A 23,625-nucleotide genomic window follows, 5' to 3' on the forward strand; every position below is an offset into this window, starting at 1 on the left:
TCTATACAGGAGCTTTTTATGCTTTTTTCAAGGAAACAAAATATTAATTTTCTCGACTCAATACCTTCTTCTGCAAGAGAAACAGAGCGATGGGATAGAGAATGGATTAATTACTTAAATACAGAGGATCCACGTCCTTTTTTAATACCTTATGATAATCTACATAAGGAACAAGCAGTAATAGATAATTTTTCTAAATTATCAGAAGCGGAAATTCTAGATGTAAGACTTTGTCAAGAACTACCTGCTTTGAGAATTTGGATACCAGGTTCTGATTTAGTTAATAAAAAAGTTTTAGAGATAGGTTGTGGTCCTGGGTTTTTAGGAAAGCAAATGGGACTAGTGGCTCAACATTATTTAGGCATTGATTATTCAAAGTTAGCACTATCCATTGCTAAGTTAGTATCTCCAAATAACTGTAATTACATTCATATTTCTGAGCGTCAAAATATATTAAAGTATGCAAATAGCATAGACACAATGGTAGGGCGTTTTTTCTTTATACACCAAAATTTTGACAATGCAATCTGGTTATTGAAACTTGCTCATATCTTGTTGAAATCAGGAGGGGTGGTTAGTGCCGATTTTTATAAACCTACTTCAGGTATAGAGCAAGGAATAGTTTTTCCTGCAAAACATAACTTATCTAGTCAGTACCCTAGCTGTGCTTTCGAGTATTCCCAATTAGAAATTCAGGAATTAGCTGCACAATGTGGATTTAAAATAGCTAGTACTCATCACCACTTAGAAATGCAACGCTTGTTTGTACGTTTTGAAAAATAATTTTTTATTAGACCTATGCACATAGTAATGCTGACACCTGATTGCTACATGATAGATAGACGTATTATTTTGGAGGCAAAGACTTTAATTAAAGCTGGTCATAAGGTGACTTTACTCGCTGGATTTGAAACACCAAAGGAAGAGCATTTTGAACAAAATGGTATTGACATTCATCGTTATTGCTATGATTGGGATGATGAAAGGTTAAAAGCAATCAGAGCTAAATTACCTCGAAATGAGAGCTTAGTGAGATTTGTCAATAAAGCATATATGTTTTTGGCAAAAAGATTTTTAGAAATATCTCCTTTTGACCAGTTTATTATATCTAAAGCTTTAGATTTTCCAGCAGATGCCTATCATGTTCATGACCTACCATGTCTAAAAGCAGGTTACTATGCATCAAAAGCACGAAATGTGCCATTAATTTATGATGCCCATGAGTTATATTATGCTCAAGAAGTTTTACCTGCTAAGTTACAAAAGATATACTTTAAGCTGGAAAAAAAATATATTAAATATCCAAATATTGTTATTACAGTCAATGAATTCATAGCCTCGTTAATGGCTGAACGCTACCAAATAAAAGAGCCAAAAGTCATTATGAATTGCACAGAAATTCCTAATCATTTTCAGCCAGATATTGCCAAGCAGAAATTGCAAAACAAAGGGAAAATTCCTTCTGACTATAAAATAATTCTCTATCAAGGCTGGATTTCATCAGAAAGAAATCTCGATACTTTGATTAAAGGTGTGAAATGGTTTCCACCAAATGCATGCTTAGTCATAATAGGCTATGGAGACTACGAAAAAAACTTGAGACAAATTGCAGAACAAGAGGGAATATCAGAAAAAGTTTTCTTTTTGGGGCAAGTTCCTAGTGAAGAGATGTTGAATTACTCTTCTGGTGCAGATATAGGCGTTATTCCTTATCTTCCCATCGATGATAATCACCTATATTGTTCACCTAATAAATTTTTTGAATACATACTTGCAGGTGTACCAATTATTGCAGAAAAGTTACCATTCTTTCAGAAAATGAGTGAGCAATATGGTGTTGTTCAAACTGCAAATATGAGTTCACCTGAATCTTTTGGCAATATGGTATCTCAATTACTTTCCGAAGAAGAGACTTTAGAACAAATGAAAATATCTTGCCACAATGCAAGCAAGGAATTAAATTGGGACGAAGAGAGTAAAAAACTATTATTATTTTATCAGGATATTGTCTCATGAAGCTGGCAGTTAATTAAAATATTATTTCTTATACCTAGTCTATGATTTTCCGATATGCATAGTGCTGATCATGAAATTCTTGATGCCACAATTCTAAGCATAATAGTCCCCATATTTTACGACCAAACTTATTTTCTTTGTCAAGACTTTTAAGTATTAATTTACTATTAACTAGATTTCTATTTAAAGCAGATTTGGTAGAAAAAATATCATAAATAAAATCATTTAAATCAATTTGCATCCACTCTACTAAAGGGACTGGAAATCCCATCTTGTCTTGACGATGGGAAATAGATTCAGGTAGATAATTATACATTGAATTTTTTAAAACCTGTTTCATCGTGCCATCTTTAAATTTAATATTTGCGGGAATTGTTGCAGCTAATTCCACAAGTGGATGATCTAAGAAAGGAACCCTTGATTCTAAGCCATGTGCCATACTAACTCTATCTTCAATCTGCAAGAGTGCAGGTAATAGAGTTTTAAAATCAAAATGTGTCATACTATCAAAGTAAGATTCTTGTCCAACATTCTCGGCTAAGAAAATTTCCTGAAAAGTCTCAAAGGGTGAATAGTTACCTAGAGTTTCCCAATTAATTTCATTTCCTAGGGAAGGAGCGCGATTAATTAAACGAAAATATCGCCTATCTATGTCTTCAAATAAACCATCACGCCAAAACTCTTTCAACATAGGTTTATATTTGCGTAGTGCTGTTAAATTCGGAATGATTGATTCATAGGTGACAATGAAATTCCCCGAATGCATAGTGCCATCTATCGCCCCTTTAATACACTGCTCAAAATAAGCAATTAAATAGCGAGTATAACCGCCAAAAATTTCATCTGCACCCTGTCCTCCCAGAACTACCTTGCGATACTTACTTGCTAACTGGGAAATCATATATTGAGGGAAAGAGCCAGGTCCTGCCACCGGATAATCTAAATGGTAAATAACCTTGCGGATATTTTCAATAAAATCTGTTGCTGTAATATCTAGTTCGTGTAATTCAAATCCGCTCCATCCAGCTAATTCTCTGGCATATTTACTTTCGTCATAGTCTTCGCTAAGGGAAAATTTTCCCGTAAATCCTAAAAATTGGTCATCAGATTTTTGATTAGCGAGAGAAGCAACAATACTAGAATCCAATCCACCACTTACATAAGCACCAATAGGTACATCACTACGCATATGTAAATCGACAGATTCACACAAAAGACTTCTAATTTGTTCTTCAAAATATTTGGCAGTGTGGTCGAAATCTAAATTATAGTAAACTTCCCAATAACGTTTAATGGATACATTGCCATTCACGACTGTCAGAACATGACCAGGTAAAAGTTCGTTGATACCTTTAAATAGAGTTTTACCTGCTAGGCAAAATTGAAAAGTTAAATAATCTTTGAATCCTTCCAAGTCAGTTTCAATATTTTTCAAGAAAGGTAATAGAGCTTTTGCTTCAGAAGCAAAGTATAGGACTTTATCAACTACAGTATAGTAAAAAGGTTTGATTCCAAAACGGTCCCTGGCACAAAATAAAGTTTGGTTTGATTCATCCCATAGGGCAAATGCAAACATACCTCGCAGATGGTTGACACAATCCATTCCCCACTTACGATATGCTTGTAAAATTACTTCTGTGTCAGAATTAGTACGAAAATTTTTATACCCTAGTTCTTGTCTCAGTTCCAAATAGTTATAAATTTCGCCATTGTAGGTTAGCCAATTTCCACCTTGGTCAGTCATGGGTTGACTACCCGTATTTAAATCAATAATACTTAAGCGACGATGGGCAAAGCCAATATGTTGTGAGGGATGTTGCCAAATTCCTTCCCCATCAGGACCACGATGAATTTGCAATTGATTCATCACTGCTAATCTGCGATTTAAGGAGGGAATAGTTTCCCAGTCAAGATTGATTGCACCAGCGATTCCACACATCTTTCAATAATTTATTAGCTATAGTTTGTAGGAAATTTTTTAGATAGCCATGACCAGGCAAACTGTTTTACATTGAGAGGCCATCCATGCTTCCCTTTGAAGAAAGCCCAATCGATAGAAGGAAACCTATTCATGATATCTTGAATTTCATCATTAGGAAATGTTGCAACTAAAATCTCATCTTGCAAGTAGTTGCAAATTAAGGCATTTCGAGGGGCGATCGCCGCTACTAATTCTGCGTAAGTGAATTTTGTAGGAATAGATAAAAGTCCTTTATACCATCTACTGCGACTCCATCTTTCAGGATTTGGGTCTTGTTTAAAATTTACAAAACCTGCATTAGCAATTACGGTGTGTACCCTTGTATCTAAAGCTGCGGAGAAAAGAGAATAAATTGCACCTTGTGAATGACCAACTAAGGCAATATGATTGACATTAAATCCAGAGATTGCTAAAGAATCAAGCAGCCATGAAATTTCGGAAACGTCTTTACCTATGGCTGACCAATTAGGATATTTTTGATAAAAGTTGCTGGTATCCCATTGGTTTTTGGGTTGACGTGAACCTGTAAATGTCAGTGTAGGGCATACCACCATATAGCCTTTATCTGCTAGCATTTTCCCATAAAACATCTCAGCTTTACCTGATTGTCCGCAAGGCTCTTTCCCGCCAACAAAATTAGTTTCATGAATAGCTATAACCAGTGGTGCTAAGGATTGATTAGATTTTTCTGTCTCCTGTTTAGGATAGTTGAGTATGGTAACTGGAACTTTTTCTGCAATAGGATTAACATAATAAAATTCTACATCTTTAATTTGTATTAATGGACTGATTTTACTTTGTAATGGTGGAGGATTTCCTAAGACAGGTTTTACATACTGATTAAGAAACTCTTCACGGGTCAAATTGTTTTCGTTATACCAGGGATTATTACTACTTTTTATTGGTGATTTGTCATATGAAATAGAAAATAGAAATAAACATAAAAATATAATTATAATAATAAAAATTCTATTTTTCTTCAGAAGTGTATTAATAATTTTTTGTCTTATATCGAAAAACACAGATTTTTAAAATAAAATAAATAATGATTGTATCTTAGTCATACATAATCGCTGAAAACTTTTTTCATCCGATTAAAAAACCAGAAGCCACCAATAAAAGTCAACACAGACATACTAAATAAAGGTATGAGAATCCTGGTAGCAGGTAAGGTATTGAGCATTAAAACAGATTGATAGGAAATGATGATGTAGTAGAGAGGATTAATGGCTAAAAAAGGGCGCATTGCGGCTGGAACCATAGCTTCTGTATAAGCAATGGGACTCAACATCATCAAGATGAGGGTTAAAACTGCAACTATATTTTGAATATCTCTAATGTAAACATTGAGACTAGAGAGAATCCAAATTAAACCAATAGAAAACAAGATTTGACATATCCAGACTAACAAAAATAGAGGTGAAAGAATTGAGAGCTTACCTAAAAAGATTAATGCGATCACCAATAAAATCATCCCAACTACTTGAGTTGCTTGACCGACAAGAACAGCTTTTACTGGGACTAGTTCTATGGGGAAAAGAGTATTTTTAATCAGATTAGCACTGGCAACAACAGAAGAAACTCCATAACTAAGAGCTTCCGAAAAGCCTAAAAAAGGAATTAAACCACAGAAAATTAAAGCTACATAATCATTAGCTCCGAGGGTGGGAAATCTAACTTTAAATATGTAGAGATAGACAATAGCGTAGGTTCCGAGAAATAACAAGGGATAAATAACCAGCCAAAATAGCCCTAATACGGAACCAGCATGACGAGTTTTAATTTCATTGATTGTGGTTTGATATAACATGGCACGATGCCGCCATAAAGTAGAGAAAGGCGGCAAAATTATATCCGAACCCAGAATCCGAAAAGAGTTCAAGAAATGTCTGAAGAATTGGGAAGGTGCTGGTTTTTTGAGCATTGGCTCAGGGGGTGGTTAATAACAGGGAACAGGGAACATAAGACAGTACTCAACGAACCTTTCACAAATTCTGTAATTACAGGGAATGAAAGATGTGGGCGATCGCTATCAAAATCAGTGATAAATTGGCATCGATTCTGTAAAACACAAAACCTCTAACGAAAATCACTGGGGATGAGTTCAGTCACAATGGAAATATGCTATTCAGTCAAGATTTTTTGCATATTTGCCACAATATATTCAATATTTGCAGATGACATTTCTGGCCAAATGGGCAAACTGAGAACCTGAGTTGCTAGTAAATCACTGACAGGATTAGCTGGATATTGTCCTTGATAAACTGGTAATTTATCCTGGGGTACGGGATAGTAAATCATACTACCAATGCCCTGCTTGCCTAAATATTCTTGTACAGAATCGCGTTTATTATCCAAAATCCGAATGGTATATTGGTGAAACACATGACCATCGGCTAGGTGTGGTGTAATCACACCGGGAATACCCGCCAGTAAATCATTATAGGTTTTGGCTACCCTGCGTCTACCCTGATTCCATTCATCGATGTGAGGTAGCTTGACACGCAAAATTGCCGCCTGCATAGTGTCTAAACGGGAATTGTAGCCTAAAACCTCGTTATGATATTTCTTTTTCGCTCCATGGACACGCAACATCCGAGCAGTTTCGGCAACTTGCTCATCGTCAGTTACAATTAACCCCCCATCACCGTAAGCACCTAAATTCTTAGAAGGGAAGAAAGAATAAGCACCCACATTGCCGATAGTACCAGTATGTTTGCCAGTGATGGAGGTACGGATACTTTCGGGACAATTTAAGTCGCAGGGGGCACAGTTACTGTAGTAGCGCGCACCGAAGGATTGGGCACAATCTTCAATCACCTTGAGGTTGTGAGCTTGGGCAATGTCTAGAATTGCCGCCATCGCTGCCGGATTGCCATAGAGATGCACGGGCATAATGGCTTTGGTGCGGGGTGTAATTTTGGCAACAATGGCTGTGGGGTCAAGGTTAAAAGTCTCGGCGTTGATATCAGCAAAGATAGGTATAGCTCCGACGTTGCTGATAGATTCTGCTGTGGCAAAAAAGCTAAAGGGAGTGGTAATGACTTCATCCCCCACACCTATCCCTAAAGCTTTTAAACCAATTACCAAAGCATCGGTTCCAGAATTCACCGCGATCGCCTGCTTGACTCCCAGATATGCTGCTACCTCCTGCTCAAATAGCTTGACATCTGGTCCCATAATAAACTGACCAGATTCCAACACACGGACGATCGCCTCTTGCATCTCAGTTTTGAGGGATTCATACTGGGGTTTGAGGTCAAGAACAGGAATCTTAGTTTGGCTCATGAAATTCTGATTACTTCTGTGTCTGATATTTGTTGGTATTTGCTACCTGTAGAGTCTACGGCATAGCCATCAGCATCAAACTGTAGCACATCGCCATAGGCACTCATCCAACCAATTATTTTGGCTGGGACTCCAGCCACCATGGCATAGGATGGCACATCCTTGGTAACTACTGCCCCCGCAGCCACAAAAGCACATTCGTGTAATGTGACACCACAAACTATAGTCGCATTGGCACCAATACTAGTTCCGCGTTTAACTAAGGTTTGGTGGTAATCATTACTGGTATTGCGGGGATATTCACAACGGGGTGTCTTGACGTTGGTAAATACCATGCTGGGACCACAGAAAACATAATCTTCTAAAATGACCCCTTCGTAAAGAGAGACGTTGTTCTGGATTTTGCAATAATCGCCCACTACCACGTTATTAGAAACAAGAACATTTTGTCCGAAGATACAATTGCGACCTATCTTGGCTTTACTAAAGATGTGACAAAAGTGCCAGATTTTTGTACCTTCGCCAATATCTGCCCCCGCATCCACGTAACTGGATTCATGTACAAAATAATTAGTCATGGAAAGATTTTTGTGCCTCCTCAAGAATTTCGACTACTGCCACCCCATTCCAGCCATCGGAGCGGGGTTTTTGGCGAGTTTGTAGACAATCTAAGAAATGCTGACACTCAATTTTTAACGGTTCCGATGCGGCAACTGAGACAATTTCCTGACCTTGATCGTGATGCTGCAAATCTTGGTCTATATGCTTATGGTGGATAGTTACCGTTTGTGATACTTCGTCGTAAACCAGCATTTGCTTCTGAGCAATGACGACTGTGGAACGCTCCACTAAGGGTGCATACCAAGAACAACTAATTTGGGCTGATTGACCATTATGAAAATCCAGGTGGACTTGTACGTAGTCTTCTATACCTGGTTGGAGAATGGCATTACCAAATGCTTTGACTGTTTTCAGTTGGGGATTTCCCAGAAGTTCTAAAACTACGGAAACATCGTGGGGAGCGAAAGACCACCAAACGTTTTCTTCCCTGCGGACTTTACCTAGTTTTAACCTGCGAGTGGCAACATGTAATACTTGACCTGCCTGACCACTGGCTAAATATTCTCCCATCCAGGCGATCGCGGGTTGGTATAACAATAAGTGCCCAACCATGAGAATTCGCCCCTGTTCCTGGGCATAGGTTGCCAATTTTTTCGCTTCCTCAGTTCGCAGGGTCATGGGTTTCTCCACGAAAACATCCTTACCTGCGCTTAAAGCTGCCATTGCCAATTCATAGTGGCTAGGGGCTGGAGTTGCCAAAACCAAGGCAGATACATCCGTTGCCAGGGCTGCGGCAAAATCATCATAGGTGGGAACATCGGGATAGGTGGTGGCGATCGCCTGTCGCAAAGCGGGGTGAGCTTCTGCCACTCCTGCTAATGCACCTAAATTATGGAAGTTCCGCACCAGATTTTTACCCCAGTTGCCCGCCCCGACAACAATTACCTGTGTATTTGTCAAATTTGTCACCTCTTTTCTGCCCCTACAGCAAAGTTACTTTATCGTGAGCGCAATCCAGATGTCTAGTAATCCCTCTGGTATCAAGAACCGCCTGAGCCTTTGCTACTAAATCAATGTAATTAATTTGACTATGGTCTGTAGCAATAATTACTAAGTCAGCAGTGGCGATCGCCTCCTCAGTCAAGGTGACACTATGAAATGTTTGTCCTTTAATTTCCATTTTGGGCACAAAGGGGTCATGGTAGGTCACGGTGATTTTATCTTCTAGCAAATAGTTAATCACCATCATGGCTGGAGACTCTCGCCAATCTCCCAAGTCTTTTTTATAGGCAACACCTATCATCAAAATCCGTGATTTGGCGGGGGCAATTCCCAAATCATTTAAAACCCGGCGAGCTTTTTCTCGGACAAATATCGGCATGGAACGGTTAATTTCCCCAGCTAGGGCAATGAAGTGAGTGTTAAAGTTGACCTCCTTTGCCTTCCATTCCAAGTAATGGGGGTCAATGGGGATACAATGACCACCCACACCGGGTCCCGGATAGAAAGGCATAATGCCAAAGGGTTTGGTATTCGCAGCATCCAGAACTTCCCAGACATTTAAATCCAGGCGATCGCACAATAAAGCTAACTCGTTGACTAAGGCAATATTCACCGCTCGAAAGGTATTCTCAAATACCTTCACCAGTTCCGCAGCTTTCGCACTACTCACAGGAACTACATGGTCAATAGTCTGCTGATAAAATAACATTGCTATTTCCAAGGATTGGGAGTCCGATGCCCCCACAACCTTGTTAGTATTTTTAGTTGTGTAACGCTTATTTCCTGGATCTACCCGTTCGGGGGAATGAGCCAGAAAAAAATCTTGCCCCTGTTTTAAACCACTCACCTGCTCCAGTACCGGTCGCATCACCTCATCTGTGGTTCCGGGATAGGTTGTAGATTCTAAGGTGACTAATTGCCCCGGTCGGAGATATTTTGCAATCCCATGGGTGACACTTTCTATGTAACTTAAGTTAGGGGTGAGATTTTTTGTGAGCGGAGTCGGCACACAAATGACAATCACATCCATCTGTGGCACTTCCTCAAAGCCCAGTACCGCCCTTAATTTGCCCGTGGCAACAACTTGTTTTAAATCTTCATCTTTAATATCTGTAATGTAATTATCTGCCATGTTGACTCGTTCGGTTCGTTGGGGATTCTGCTCAATTCCCACCACTGGATAACCAACCTTGGCTTTTTCCACAGCGAAGGGCAAACCAACATATCCCAACCCCACAACACCAACTACGGCTGTATGTGCCCGAATTTTTTCTTGTAAATGAGTCAAAATTTGCGTTTTTTCAGTCATGGCTTCGAGGCTAAATAATTGGGCTAAGAAAAAATTGTAATTTGAGTTGCTGCTCCCGTGATTAATTCCAATATTTCATAAGAGTGAATCAAATTCATAAATTTTATCCTGCTCTCATAGTGCGTTTTCCGACATTCACGATAATCGTCGGGAAAAATAGTTACCAAAATTTGCTACTCTAGGTTACGTATATGCCAATTGCCCCAACCCTTGAAAATAATTCCTAGCAACTCCTTTCATCCATCCAAAACATAGTTAATCAGGTCTACAAAGTTAGTTTATATATTTACCAGTATTTCCATAAACAAGCAGTTAGCATCTGGTGAATTCTGTCAAGGGTAGCAGCAAATTTCACACAATACTTAGTATTCCTTAATATTTCTCTTTCTACCTAGGTTATGAAGCGTGTAGTTTTAATTACTGGTCATTACTGGCATTCCAAACGCAAGGCAGGTTTTCACTGGCTGGGTGATGCTTTTTGGCGGCAAGGTTGGGAAGTTGTGTTCTTGACTGCTCCCTTGAGTTGGCTATCTGTGTTACGTCGAGATTATCGGCTAGCTTATCCGGTTCTGGAGGAAGCGAATCGACTACAACCCATCAAACCAAATATGTGGAGCTATGTTTGGTTTACTCCTTGGCATCCTGCGAATCTTCGTCTGGGTATGCTGAATCATCTCAGCCGTTCTTGGTTTCGCTCCTATGGTCAGTTACCTTTACCAGAGGTAGAATCACTGTTGAAAGATGCTGATCTATTTATCTTTGAGAGTACCCCAGCTCTTTTATTATTCGATAGATGTAAACAGATTAACCCTCGCGCTCAGTATATATATAGAGTTTCCGATGATTTACGACTCTTAAATAATCATTCTATTGTCTTAGAGAAAGAAGCAGAAGTATTACCAAAATTTAATTTGGTCAGTGTTCCCAGTCAGCATATGTATCGTATGTTTGCTGGATTACCTAATATTAAATTACACCTCCATGGTATCCGCAAAGACTTGTTTGCTCAGGATTATTACAATCCCTACCCCCCATCAGAGCATCCCCATGTCGTTTTTGTTGGCAATACCCGTTTTGACTATGATTTTATCGATAGGGCTAGTCAATTACTACCTGATTGGCAGTTCCACATTATTGGTCCAATGTCTAATTTAATTTCGAGAAAAAATATTATTGCTTATCAAGAATTACCCTTTGAAGCAACTATTCCTTATCTCAAATATGCCGATATTGCCCTGCAAAATCTCGCATATAGTCCAGGTTCTGAATGCTTTACCGATAGTCTGAAAATAATTCAATATACTTACTGCCAACTGCCAATCGTAGCACCAGATTACCTGAAATCTTCTCGAGAAAATATGTTTTATTATCAACCAGGAAATCCAGACAGTATCCGTCAAGCATTAATTGCCGCTCAAGGTTGCGATCGCTCACAAATCTCCACTGAGAATATTTATGATTGGGATGAGTTAGTATCTGAGTGGCTGGGTTCATCTTTTGCACCTGTAAAGGTGACGACCAAGTAAGTGAAATTTATACTGCTGCTTTTCAGCAAGCAAATATAATTGCCATATTAAAAGAGCTGTCTAACATCACATTAAACAACTCTTGTTTGAAATCAGATATTTCAGATATAGATTTTTCACTCTTGGGAAGTCATATCAGACAAGCATAGAACAGAGAAAGATTGAGTCGGTTCACACAATATTTTGTTATGTAAGTCCAATATTATGGCTTTTCTCGTTCTGGTTTATCTGATATATCAAAAGATGATTAACTGAACTATACTGCTAACTAGGAATTATTTGCTTCTCTGGTGTATTTATTCCAAGCTGTTGCCGCATCATGGGCAGCTTCCTGAGCACTTTCAATAGGATTGTCGGCAGTTTTTAAGGCAGTGTCTTGTAAAGAACTACGCGCATTTGTAAGGTTATCTTTGATATTTTCTAACCCTTCCTTAGTGCCCTTTGCGACATCTTCGCTTGTATCTTTGAGTTTACCTGTAATATCGTCAACTTTGTCTTCAATGTTTTCTCCGAGCTTGCTAGAGTCTTTGGCGACTCTGTTAGCAGCTTTGGCAATATTATTTGTCTGTTTTTCCTGGTTATATTCTGCTTGTTCTTTCAATACTTTTGTTTTTCTTTTGGCTGCGTCGATTGCTGATTTTGAGCGAGGATCGACATCACTAAAACTATTCATTCCACCTTCATAGGTTGAATAGATTCCATCTCCTTTAGGTACGGAAATTTCTGAATTTGCTCTGTTAGGGTTAGGAGTTGTTGCTGCAACAGAACTACAAGCTTGGGTAAAAAATAGAAAAGTACAAGCTACGGCAGCAGCGAATACTTTCCCTAATCGGATATTTTGGAATAAAGAAATTAATTTTTTCATGTGTTTGCTCCATCTCTGATAGTTACTCATAGTAATAATTAAAATTACTATTTATATCTAGCCGAAGTTGCAACATATAATTGATTATATGTCCAAAATATATAACCAGAGAAGTATATTCTGGCTAGAAAATGATGCGGGGGTTGGAAAGAAATCGAAAAAAGATAGAAACTCTATTTCTTGACTCCTCCGATTTATTTAACGGTATTACTGATTTTATGGATGATTTGTCATTCCGAACAAAATTTAGGGAAGGAAGAATCTCAAGAGATACGGAGTCCGAATGGACACACGATACTCAGGTTTTCCATTGCTCTACTTACCATGGCATAACCAACATCATCCTGCATTTATGCAATGTCTATTTGACGAATAAATTCTGAGTCGCTGTAGTGGGTGAATAATACTGATTTTATCAGGTAGCAATTTGGGAGATAAAGTTGGGGAAATTCCCACTTGTGAGGTGAAAGACTTTTTCTCGCTATTTTCAAGATAGACTGGGTTGTGCTTCGTGAACCGTGCAGAAACAGAGTAGGATAAATCAAGAAATAAAACTTAACAGAGATACCGTATTTGAGGTATCTTGTTCTACAACTTGCCCTTGAGTCACAGTAACTGAAAATATCTATGGGATAGCTTTGATACTTAATCAAACCCGAAACCAAGAGCTATGAGGAATCACAGATGACTCTGGTGAGTTGGAAATGTACCTTTTACCTTAAACATCGTCACCCATGAAAAACTGGCAGGAAATGATAGCGATCGCCCAACGCATTTTGCTAGAGTTGTTGCGACGTAAACGCAGTCTGGTTTTTTGGATTATTTTTCCTGTATCTGTGCTGCTGATTAATGGTTTTGTTTTAGCAGAAAGTATGAAAATCACTACAGATAAGGGGTTTGAGTATTCTGCTCCTTCGACTTTGGTGGGTTCTGCATTGTTTTTTAGCTGCTTGGGTGGTAGTGTGGCTACAGTGGTTGCAGAGCGGGAACAGCAAACCTTAAAGCGTCTATTCATTTCTCCTTTAAGTGGTACTGCTTACTTTCTAGGTATTTTTTTAGCTCATAGTTGCATCGGTATTGGACAGGCTTTATTAATTTACGCGATCGCGGCATTTTGGGGTGCGACTTTTAAAGGTTCTATTTTGTTGGGAATCATGATTGTTTTGTTAAGTATTATTGCTTATGTTGGTTTGGGGTTTATTTTAGGTACACAATTAGCGCGCAGAACTGAAGATGTGAATTCTTTGGTTGCAGCATTTGGTGTACCTTTATTGATTCTGGGTGGGGCATTTTTCCCGACAACTTTTTTACCCAAGGTGCTTTTAGATATTGCTAAGGTTAATCCGATTTACCATATGAATCAAGCACTTTTAGGTGTATCTGTAGGGGGTAATCAGGTGAATGATATTGCCTCCCATCTACAGTTTTTAATTGGTTTTTCCGTGGCAATGGTGATTGGTGGTTGGTTATCTTATCATCGGATGTTAGCTACAGAGAAAAGATTATAGTGATAGCAGTTCCTGTAAAGTACAAAATAGCAGGTAAAATGCTGACAATAAAAGGCTTTGGGCATTTATTTTCCTGATAATTGATTTGCGAATCTGCTTATCTCTACCCTTTCCTATTTCTTAAATTATGCTAAGTATTGAAAATCTGAATAAATCTTACGGTAAACGCAGAGTTCTGCAAAATTTGAGTTTTAATATTGCTTCTGGAGAGGTTTACGGTTTACTGGGTGCGAATGGTGCAGGGAAAACCACTACAATTAATATTATTTGTAATTTAGTCAGGGCTGATAGTGGAAGTTTATTAATTAATCATCAGCCCATTTCTGCTAAAAGTAAACATTTAATCGGGATTGCGCCTCAAGAGAATTTGCTGTATAAAAGTCTTTCTTGTGAAGAAAATCTCAATTTCTTTGCCCAAATTTATGGTTTGAGTAGGCAAGAGAGAAAGGAGAAGATAGAGAAAGTACTTGAGGCAGTAAATTTATTGGATAGGGCAAAAAGTCCAGTAGAAACCTTAAGTGGGGGGATGCAGAGACGATTAAATATTGCAGTGGCTTTAATACATCAGCCAAAATTGGTAATTTTAGATGAACCAACTACTGGTTTAGATATTGAGGCAAGATATGAGATTTGGGAATTAATTAGAAATTTAAAAAATCAGGGAATTACGATTTTACTGACGACGCATTTATTAGATGAAGCGGAGCGTCTATGTAATCGGATTGGAATTTTGAAACAGGGTTATATTTTAGCGGAAGGTAGTTTAGAATATTTGCGTCTTTGTATCCCAGCGAAGGAAATTATTGTGGTACAAACCCAGGATGAAGAGGAGGCGATCGCCCGCGCAATAGATTGTGGTTTTACTCCTCGACGTTATGGCAATGATTTGGCTTTTTGGCTCCCGGAGCATTGGGAATTAAAGGATATTATTGCCCAGTTTGAAGGAATCACCATTAATTCTATCTGCCGTCAACCAGTACGGTTGGAGCATATTTATCTGGAATTAACTCAAGCAGAGCATTTATCTTTGACTCGTTATCAGTTAAGTCGAGTGGTGTAAGGGAGGGGTGAGGAAACAGCAAGAGAGGATAGTTTCTTTCTTAACTGTTTACCCATTACCCATTACCTGTTACCCATTACCTTTCGTTTCGGGATTATCTTGGGAAAAACTCATTTGAATGATTTTTTGTTTCCCATCGGAGCGAGTTGCTGTCATCACGTAGTTGATGGAGTTACCTGTGAAGGGAATACGCAGATGGAAAGTACCATCGGGTTTCATTTTCACCGGATTTCCAGCGACGGAAACATTTGCTCCTGCTTCTGTTGCTCCATGAATGATTAATTCTGCATCTGCAATGAACCAAAAATCTGTTTCTGGTCTGCTAAATATGCGAACGGATTGGGAACGTGCTAATCTTGTCCAGGTATTGTCTGGATTTAAATAACCAAGCTCTGCCATGTAAGTGCGATCGCTCTCCGGAATGGCTACATAGCGATCGTCTACTGTCATTTCACAATCATAGGATTGAATAAACTTGGGTTGCTGATAACTCAAATCAATATCGGTGACATCGTAGAGTCGCAGAGCTAATTGGGGATTTCCTTGATTACGTAATTTTAGTTTGCTTTCCTCACTCACTTGCCAAGAAGCATATGCCCATTTTGGTGTTCGTGGTGATAATTCAAGTTTCTCACTATTATCAGTGTCAGAGGTTGTATTATTAACCTGTGAAGTGGCAGATGTATATGTATTAACACCACTAGGTGAAACCTGAGCTATGGTATCAAAGTCTTTCTGCATAACCTCTTGTGCTATTGTGTGGGGTTCTGCGTTGTCTGCAACCTCTTCTAAGGCTGTATCAGAAATTACTGACGGTTTTGTCTCTGGGGAAGCATCAATATCTAATGTTTTATCAACTATAAAAGTAGTAGTCTGGGGTTCTGATGCCCGAATGGGATTGATGACTTCTTCTTTTAGCTGTATTGGTGTTTCCTGAGAAGCATTATCTTCCCAAAGGTCTGGTAAAGGTGCGTATTCTTGACTATTTATAGACTGTATTTCGGTATTATCTTTGACTTTTGATGCTTCCGATTTGTCAGTCTCGCTGTTGTCGGAATTGGAGAGTTGGGAACCGATTGCCATTCCACCCAGGATAGCTGCACCTCCAGCAATGACTGCACCGGAAAGGTTGGGGCTGTTTTCTAAGGGTGTGTCGGTGGTAGGGCTTGGCGTTTCTGCGTTGCTCTCCTCGGCTGTTGGGGGTTGTATAATTTCCGCAGAGGGCACATCTGCTACATCTGGATTGGTGGCAACGGGTATATCTTGCCAGTCAGAGGAGGTTTTGACTTCGACATTTGGTAAATCTGGGATTTGAGTAGTGTTTTCCTGATTATTTACAGGTTCTTCCCAGATATCTGGTAGGGGGGGATAGGATGGTTGTGTTTGGGAATTTTCTGATGATGATTCTGGGGTGACTGCTGTTTCTGACTGATTATTGAAGATTTGTGACGCGATCGCCGCTCCACCAATGGCAACACCCGCGATCGCTCCCGTGATGGGATTAATAATATTGTTGTCTGCTGGATTGGATTCTGATACTGGATTAAATACTGTAGGAGCTTCCACATCGTTATTACCACTGACAGGATTAAAAACAGTGGGAGCTTCCCCATCATTACTTGTAGTCAGGGGATTAAACGCTGTAGGTACTTCATCTGCATTACCACTGACAGGGTTAAAGATTGTCGGAGCTTCCACATCACTGCTCACAGGATTAAAAATGGTGGGAGCTTCTACATCGTTATTACCACTGACAGGATTAAAAACAGTGGGAGCTTCCCCATCATTACTTGTAGTCAGGGGATTAAACGCTGTAGGTACTTCATCTGCATTACCACTGACAGGGTTAAAGATTGTCGGAGCTTCCACATCACTGCTCACAGGATTAAAGACAGTGGGAGCTTCCACATCATTACTTGTAGTCAGGGGATTAAAAGCCGTAGGTTCTTCATCTGTATTACCACTGACAGGGTTAAAGATAGTAGGAGCTTCCACATCACTGCTCACAGGATTAAAAACAGTGGGAGCTTCCCCATCATTACTTGTAGTCAGAGGATTAAAAGCTGTAGGTTCTTCATCTACATTCCCACTAACAGGGTTAAAGATTGTAGGAGCTTCCACATCACTGCTCACAGGATTAAAAATAGTGGGAGCTTCTAAATCAAAATTTGCGGATGGTGTTTGTGGTGTATAGGGTACATTCCCTAACTCTGGATAGGAAGCATTGACAACTGAGATGGGTGCTTCTAAATCAAATCCAGGATCATCTAAATTTTTCCTTTGAGAGCTAGGTGTGATGCTGGGAAATTGTAGCTCTGTTTCTCCATCAATTGAGGAAATTTGTGTTTCTGTTTCCCCGTCTAATTGCTGATTTGTTGGTGGAATTTGTGCTTGGGTTTCCCCATCGAATAAATTAGCAGCTGCAACTGTTGCACCAATTGTACCAAGACCTACAGCTGTGGCTGTGGCAGGGTTGATATTGACTGGAGTGGTGGGAGCTAAATTTGAACTAACGGTGGGATTTAAATCAGGATTCGGTGTAACAGTTTCGGAATTAGAAGCAACGGTGGGAGTTAAATCAGAATTTGGTGTGATGGTTTCGGAATCGGAAGTAGTTTCCGGTTTTTTCGCAGGTTTTCTCATCAACCACCCCAAGAATAAACCCCCTAAAGCGACAAAGGGAATCCAAATCCACCACAGAGGGTTTGATTGACTATTTGCATTATTGCTATTTGTTGTATTGTTACTAGCTTCTGGTACTGTCGCGTTGCTGGTAACTTCCGGTGTAGAGACGGTAGTGGATTCTGTGGTTGCGAGGGGATTTGCTTCCGTGGTTGCGAGGGGAGTTGATATTGGTGAATCTGTGACTTGTGCAATAGGTGTTGTCACCCCATTATTTGCTGTGACTGGGGTTGCAGAGGGTGTAACTAATGTGTTGGTGGTGCTATTGCTAGCGATCGCGCTGCTGGAAGAAATAGCGATCGCCACAGATGCTGCTTCTGCTTTTCTGGCTTCTCTGACAGCTGCGACTCCATCATTACTACTGGCAAAACCCAGATAGCTACTGACACTTGTATTAGGAGTTTTCTTATAAACATATACTAAGGGTTGGGAAAAAGGATACCTCGGACTATCCGGTAAAGTATTATGCATTGACAATACCCTTACCCCCGGTAATTGAGCGACTTGATTGGCTAAAACGTAGCTAATTCCGTCTTTTCCTAACTCTCTAATTACCGCAGCTGTATTATCTTCTGACAGTTGGGTGGCGGTTTTACCAGTCGTAAACTTGGCAGTTTGAAATGCGGGATAATTTTTCAGAGATTGACGAGTATCACTAATCTCTGGACGGTCAATAATGCGAATCTTTCCAGATTTTCCCCCAACCTGCGACCAATTTGTAATTTCTCCTCGGAAAATTTGGGCAAATTGCTTACTTGTCAAGTTGCCTTTAAAGGGGTTTTCACTACTCACTATCAGAGCAATTTTTTCCCGATGTACCCGTAATTGTTCTAAACCTTGGTTTTTTTCTTCTGGTGTTAAACCTCTGCCAATTGCTGCTAAATCTATTTTCCCTTCTTTTAAGGCTGTCAGAGCTGCATCTGTTCCATTAGTTGCCACCTCTACCTGAGTTCCCGGAAATCGCTTCTGAAAACTCTGTTTGAGGGTTTGGTTAATTGTTGTCATACTACTCGAACCATCTATCCGCACGGTTGTACCACTGGGTACGTTTGTTGGTAGGGGAAATGATGGTGTTTCGTTTGATGAATTTGCTAATGTGGAGTCTGACAACACCAGAGTTGCAGCCATCGGAGTAGCTGCTAAGGCAAGCAACAATGCCAGACTGACTATTGGATGATCATTCTTTTCTTTTTGCCACATATGCCTCTGAAACTCAGCTAGAGAGAAAATAAATAAAGTAAAAATTGGTCAGTCTTCAACGCCATCTTTTTCTGTAGAAGACGCGCTAATTATACATCTCTATGGTCTTTTTCTGAAGTTCTTGTAGATATTAATCTTTACAATACCCTGCCTTCACTCTATCTTGGATTGCAACAGGGTTAACATATTGTTGATTTTTTTTAAAGTATTGATAATAAGTGCCTAAATTGGCTTCTAGTCAGGGTGTGAGAAAATTCTTCTCTATACTTATGTCTATATTTTTTGTTAACAGGGAAAATATACCTAAAGCGCGTTATACTTTCTCCCATACAATATTTATCAAGGGTTGGTGCGTTTTGAACTCTGTTCTCACGCACCTGATAATATGGAATTTTGTCGGTACAAAATATCGGCTACATCGACAGAATTTCCATTAGGTTAATCTATATTAAGGACATAAAATTTGTCCCCAGCGCAGTTTTACCCCTGGAGCAGGAGTCACACAATCAAAGGGTTTAACTTTACCCCTAACTAATCCCCAGGAGGAGTAAAAGTCAGAGCGATTCATCCCAAATTTCACATAACTGACATTGGGGCAAGTTTTCATGAGTTTGCTGGCGATCGCCCTCTGTAATTTGGAGGAAGACTCCATAAATTTTTCTCCACCCTTTCCTTCAAATAGAAAACTATATCCAAAGGGTTTATTTTTGGGTGCATCACTATAGATTGGGGTGATATTTTCTCTTTTGACTGCTACTAGTTTGAGACTAGGTTGAGCTTGAATTTGCCGACGAGCAGTTTTCACAGAATTAACACAAGCTTGAGTATCAACTTTTAGAGCAGCATGGGTGGGTAATTCTGGCAAAGAAAAGGTAATGCTGGTAATCGCAGAGAGAGAAATGAGGGATATTTTCTGGAGGGGAAAATGAGAAATCCAGCTTCGGTTCATAAATTAGGGCATTAGGTTGATCTTAAACTAATATGCTTAACCTAAATAGGCTTTCCGGACTCTTTCATCAGTTAATAATTCCGCAGCAGCACCGGAAAGGGTAATAGAACCTGCATCTAACACATAACCTCTATCGGCAATTTGCAGGGCAAGATTAGCGTTTTGCTCTACTAATAATATAGTTACCCCTGTGGCACGTAAATTTTCAATAATTGTAAAGATTTCTCGCACGATTGCCGGAGCCAAACCTAAACTCGGTTCATCTAATAATAGTAGTTGGGGTTTACTCATTAAAGCACGGGCGATCGCCAACATTTGTTGTTCACCACCACTCAAGGTTCCTGCTAGTTGGTTACGTCTTTGAGCTAATCGTGGAAATAAATCAAATTGATGTTGAATATCGGCTTTAATTGCCTCTTGATCATGACGAATATAAGCACCTAAAAGCAGATTATCTAATACTGTTTGTTTGGCTAAAACTCTTCTACCTTCCGGGGAGTGGGCAATACCTAACTGTACAACTTCATGGGGTTGACGTTTCGTAATATTTCGCCCGCTATAAATAATTTCTCCACTTTTGGGATTAATAATTTTAGAAATAGCTCTTAGAGTAGTTGTTTTTCCGGCTCCATTTGCCCCTACTAAGGTGACAACTTCACCGTTATTCACAACTAAATTAATATCTTTTAAGGCTTGGATACCACCATAATTAACATATAGCTTTTCTATTTGTAAAATTGGATATTTTGTCGCATTCATTTGTCTTTAGTGATTATTCTAGATATGACTATTTAACCTAGGAGATACCATGAGATATCATCTATATATAAATTGTATGAAGTAGAGATTTTGTAGTCGAATTTTTATTACCTAAGTAGCTGAGTAGAATTAAATATAAGATGCGGGTACGTTCGGGTGAAGTATGAAATGTAACGCCCATATGAGTTACACTACCGCTAACCCATCCTACAAATTACTCATTACTCATTACTCACTACTCACTACTCACCTAAATAAGCTTCAATCACTGCTGGATCATCTCGTACCACCGCAGGTTCACCCAAAGCAATTAATTGTCCAAAATCTAGCACCGCAATGCGATCACACAAACCCATCACCAAGGGAACGTGGTGTTCAATCAAAATGATAGTTAAATTGTAGCGATCGCGCAGACTGCGGATAAAATCACTGAGTTGTTGTTTCTCACTCGGATTCATCCCCGCAGCAGGTTCATCTAATAGTAAAATTTGTGGTTCTAAGGCTAAAGCACGGGCAATTTCCAAACGTCTTTGATCACCATAGGCAAAGTTTTTTGCTTTCTCATTTTGTCGTTCTTTTAAACCGACTAACCCTAATAACTCTAAAGCTTTGACTTTGCTGGTTTGTTCTTGACGTTGTGCCGATGGTACACCTAAAACGCTCATCAAAACATTACTTTTTGTGTGTAAATGTCGGGCAATGATGACATTATCTAAGGCGGAAAGCTCACCAAACAGACGAATATTTTGAAAAGTTCGAGCTATCCCTAGGGCTGCAATTTCATGGGGACGGAGTTGAGAAATTTCTTGATTTTGATAACTTAAATTACCGCTAGAAGGAGGAATTAAACCAGTAATTAAATTAAATAGAGTTGTTTTTCCGGCACCATTAGGACCAATTAAACCAAATATTTCCCCTTGATTCACACTAAAAGAAACTTGATTGACTGCAACTAATCCACCAAAATTGCGAGTGAGTTTTTCCGCTACTAAAATAGTACCCATTATCCATCTTCTATTTATGATTTTTTGATTCTTTTGAACATATCTGGAGTCACCCAACCTTGGGGGAAAAATATCGTTCCCAGAACAATTAAGACACCAAAAATAATTAATCTGCCATCTCGGAAAAACTGTGCTAACCACAGGGGTAAACCCGCAGTATCAGCTAAATTCTTCAACATTTCTGGTAAAGCAGTAAATACCATTCCCCCAACCACGGAACCCCAAAAAGTTCTCGAACCACCAATTAATACAAATGTCAAGTAAATAATACTTGAATCAAATGTTCCTTGACGAGAATTCCAGGTATTCAAAAAATGGGCACTTAATGCACCAATAATTCCCGCTAAAATTGCCCCTAAAGTAAAGGCTAAAACCTTATAATAGGTGGGATTAATTCCCATGGAACCGGCAGCTAATTCATCCTCACGAATTGCAATTAATGCCCTACCTACACGCACATTTTCTAAGCGGTAGATAATTACCATGGTAAGGATGAGTAGGGGTAAGGCAATCCAGAGATATTCCAGAGGATTGCTGTAGGGTTGGGGAATATTAAAAATACCAATTGCACCCCCAGTAATTTCTAAATTCAGGGCAATGACTCGCAATACTTCCACAAAAGCAATAGTGGCGATCGCCAGATAAATACCTCGTAAACGTAATGCGGGAATCCCAATTGCTATCCCTAGCAAACCTGAGATAATACCAGCAATTACCATCTCAATAATTAACAGGTATACAGGAAAATTCGTACCCTCAAATTTAAATACCTGTGTGGATAATATAGCGGCAATATAACCACCCAAAGCATAAAAACCGGGACTTGCTAAGGATAATTGTCCAGCCATTAAAGGTAAGTATAGAGATAGTCCTAGCAATGCCCCCAGTACCATAGAAACTATCAGGGAACCGTAAGTAGAGAAAAAATCAATCAAAATATATTTACCTCATAGCAAATGATATCTAAACCTTTTGGACAAATTTTCGCCCTAGCAATCCCTGGGGACGAACTAATAGCATGATGAACAAAATTCCGAAGGAAACTGCATCTTTATATCCAGAATATTCCGTAGGAACAAATGCTTCCACAATGCCAATAATTAAACCTCCAATTACTGCACCGGGAATACTACCTAACCCACCTAAAACAATCACTGCTAATCCCCGCAAACCAAACCCAATACCAAAATATGGACCAGCAACACTTATACTAGAAGCAACTAAAGTACCAGCTAATCCGGCAAGGAAACTGCTGATAAAAAAGGTGAGCATGATAAAGCGATCGCAGTTAATTCCTAATAAGCTAGAAGTCGTCACATCCTCGGCGATCGCCTGCATAGCTTTACCATATTTTGTCTTATTGATAAAGTAAGTGAGGATGCCCACAAATACCATCGATACGACAAAGATAAATATTTGTACAGTCCGAATCGGAATCGGGTTAGCTTCCGTACCAAAATTAATCGCTGAAGGTAAATTACCGTAGGTATCTGCGGGGAAAGTATAACTTTCTGCCCCAACTAAATATTGAATCACATTGACAATTACTACTCCCACACCCAAACTGGAAACTACCGTCAGCAGAGGGTCAGAATTACGTTTCCTCAGGGGTAAAAAAGCAATTCTCTCTACTAATACCCCCACAATTCCTGCCAGGATACTGCCGAGAATTAAAGCAATTGTAAAGGGTAATTGTATCGGTAAAGCTGCATTTGCTAATACCCCATTAAAGCCAAATTTACTACCCATTAATGCATAGGTAAAATATGCGCCCAAGGTAAATACTGCACCATGGGCAAGGTTAATAATACCTAAAATGGAATAAACTAATGTGTATCCCAAGGCAAAAATGGCATAGACACTACCAATGGACAATCCATTCAGAAAATTCTGTAAAAATAGGTTGAAATCCATA

The 23,625-nt window shown here is 39.3% G+C and carries 19 protein-coding genes; 5 read left to right on the plus strand and 14 right to left on the minus strand.

Annotated features, from left to right (window positions below; translation table 11 throughout):
* The first annotated feature begins 18 nt into the window (after window positions 1–18).
* Both IJ00_RS16860 and IJ00_RS16865 read left to right on the plus strand, forming a co-directional pair.
* On the plus strand, window positions 19–783 hold the full coding sequence (locus IJ00_RS16860) for a class I SAM-dependent methyltransferase (protein WP_035154732.1): 765 nt from the start codon (window positions 19–21) through the stop codon (window positions 781–783).
* Between the two features lie 27 nt (window positions 784–810).
* Window positions 811–2,016 (plus strand): glycosyltransferase, encoded by a 1,206-nt coding sequence (locus tag IJ00_RS16865; protein ID WP_035154736.1) that lies wholly within the window; start codon window positions 811–813, stop codon window positions 2,014–2,016.
* A gap of 34 nt (window positions 2,017–2,050) precedes the next feature.
* Here IJ00_RS16865 and asnB read toward each other — a convergent pair whose 3' ends face one another.
* The 7 genes from asnB to IJ00_RS16900 form a co-directional block, all read right to left on the minus strand.
* The gene (asnB, locus tag IJ00_RS16870) at window positions 2,051–3,955 is read right to left on the minus strand and encodes an asparagine synthase (glutamine-hydrolyzing) (protein WP_035154739.1); all 1,905 of its coding nucleotides are present in this window, start codon (window positions 3,953–3,955) and stop codon (window positions 2,051–2,053) included.
* Window positions 3,956–3,969: 14 nt separating this feature from the next.
* Entirely contained in the window at window positions 3,970–5,019 is a 1,050-nt protein-coding gene (locus IJ00_RS16875; protein ID WP_144416052.1) for a hypothetical protein, read from the minus strand.
* A 38-nt stretch (window positions 5,020–5,057) separates the two neighbouring features.
* Complete coding sequence (locus tag IJ00_RS16880) at window positions 5,058–5,921, minus strand: ABC transporter permease (RefSeq protein ID WP_052754477.1); 864 nt, start codon at window positions 5,919–5,921, stop codon at window positions 5,058–5,060.
* A gap of 200 nt (window positions 5,922–6,121) precedes the next feature.
* The gene (locus IJ00_RS16885; RefSeq protein WP_035154745.1) at window positions 6,122–7,285 is read right to left on the minus strand and encodes a DegT/DnrJ/EryC1/StrS aminotransferase family protein; all 1,164 of its coding nucleotides are present in this window, start codon (window positions 7,283–7,285) and stop codon (window positions 6,122–6,124) included.
* Entirely contained in the window at window positions 7,282–7,863 is a 582-nt protein-coding gene (locus tag IJ00_RS16890; RefSeq protein ID WP_035154748.1) for an acyltransferase, read from the minus strand. Before IJ00_RS16890 ends, IJ00_RS16885 begins: the two co-directional genes overlap by 4 nt.
* Window positions 7,856–8,815 carry a Gfo/Idh/MocA family protein gene (locus IJ00_RS16895; protein ID WP_052754478.1) on the minus strand — a complete coding sequence of 320 codons (960 nt, stop codon included), beginning with the start codon at window positions 8,813–8,815 and terminating at the stop codon, window positions 7,856–7,858. The genes IJ00_RS16890 and IJ00_RS16895 overlap by 8 nt, the downstream gene beginning before the upstream one ends.
* 13 nt (window positions 8,816–8,828) lie before the next feature.
* Window positions 8,829–10,157, minus strand: coding sequence for a nucleotide sugar dehydrogenase (locus tag IJ00_RS16900; protein ID WP_035154750.1), 1,329 nt, complete (start codon window positions 10,155–10,157; stop codon window positions 8,829–8,831).
* A 398-nt stretch (window positions 10,158–10,555) separates the two neighbouring features.
* Between IJ00_RS16900 and IJ00_RS16905 the strand changes: the two genes are divergently transcribed.
* Window positions 10,556–11,683 carry a glucuronosyltransferase gene (locus tag IJ00_RS16905; protein ID WP_046814838.1) on the plus strand — a complete coding sequence of 376 codons (1,128 nt, stop codon included), beginning with the start codon at window positions 10,556–10,558 and terminating at the stop codon, window positions 11,681–11,683.
* Window positions 11,684–11,951: 268 nt separating this feature from the next.
* Here IJ00_RS16905 and IJ00_RS16910 read toward each other — a convergent pair whose 3' ends face one another.
* Window positions 11,952–12,548, minus strand: a complete 597-nt coding sequence (locus tag IJ00_RS16910; RefSeq protein WP_035154754.1) for a DUF6658 family protein — start codon at window positions 12,546–12,548, stop codon at window positions 11,952–11,954.
* A gap of 734 nt (window positions 12,549–13,282) precedes the next feature.
* Here IJ00_RS16910 and IJ00_RS16915 point away from each other — a divergent pair.
* On the plus strand, window positions 13,283–14,056 hold the full coding sequence (locus tag IJ00_RS16915) for an ABC transporter permease (protein ID WP_035154757.1): 774 nt from the start codon (window positions 13,283–13,285) through the stop codon (window positions 14,054–14,056).
* A gap of 127 nt (window positions 14,057–14,183) precedes the next feature.
* The gene (locus IJ00_RS16920) at window positions 14,184–15,116 is read left to right on the plus strand and encodes an ABC transporter ATP-binding protein (RefSeq protein ID WP_046814839.1); all 933 of its coding nucleotides are present in this window, start codon (window positions 14,184–14,186) and stop codon (window positions 15,114–15,116) included.
* A gap of 69 nt (window positions 15,117–15,185) precedes the next feature.
* On the opposite strand, the gene IJ00_RS27170 is transcribed toward IJ00_RS16920, so the two are convergent.
* From IJ00_RS27170 to IJ00_RS16950, 6 genes are all read right to left on the minus strand, one after another.
* Entirely contained in the window at window positions 15,186–18,998 is a 3,813-nt protein-coding gene (locus IJ00_RS27170) for a substrate-binding domain-containing protein (protein WP_052754479.1), read from the minus strand.
* Between the two features lie 448 nt (window positions 18,999–19,446).
* Window positions 19,447–19,947 (minus strand): hypothetical protein, encoded by a 501-nt coding sequence (locus IJ00_RS16930; RefSeq protein WP_035154760.1) that lies wholly within the window; start codon window positions 19,945–19,947, stop codon window positions 19,447–19,449.
* 36 nt (window positions 19,948–19,983) lie between these two features.
* On the minus strand, window positions 19,984–20,706 hold the full coding sequence (locus IJ00_RS16935; protein WP_035154763.1) for an ABC transporter ATP-binding protein: 723 nt from the start codon (window positions 20,704–20,706) through the stop codon (window positions 19,984–19,986).
* A 242-nt stretch (window positions 20,707–20,948) separates the two neighbouring features.
* A complete protein-coding gene (locus IJ00_RS16940) occupies window positions 20,949–21,710 on the minus strand; it encodes an ABC transporter ATP-binding protein (protein ID WP_035154767.1) in 762 nt (253 codons plus the stop codon).
* Window positions 21,711–21,724: 14 nt separating this feature from the next.
* A complete protein-coding gene (locus IJ00_RS16945) occupies window positions 21,725–22,645 on the minus strand; it encodes a branched-chain amino acid ABC transporter permease (protein ID WP_035154769.1) in 921 nt (306 codons plus the stop codon).
* A gap of 28 nt (window positions 22,646–22,673) precedes the next feature.
* On the minus strand, window positions 22,674–23,624 hold the full coding sequence (locus IJ00_RS16950; RefSeq protein ID WP_035154771.1) for a branched-chain amino acid ABC transporter permease: 951 nt from the start codon (window positions 23,622–23,624) through the stop codon (window positions 22,674–22,676).
* Between the last annotated feature and the right edge of the window lies 1 nt (window position 23,625).

The sequence above is a fragment of the Calothrix sp. 336/3 genome, assembly GCF_000734895.2.
Lineage (GTDB): Bacteria > Cyanobacteriota > Cyanobacteriia > Cyanobacteriales > Nostocaceae > 336-3.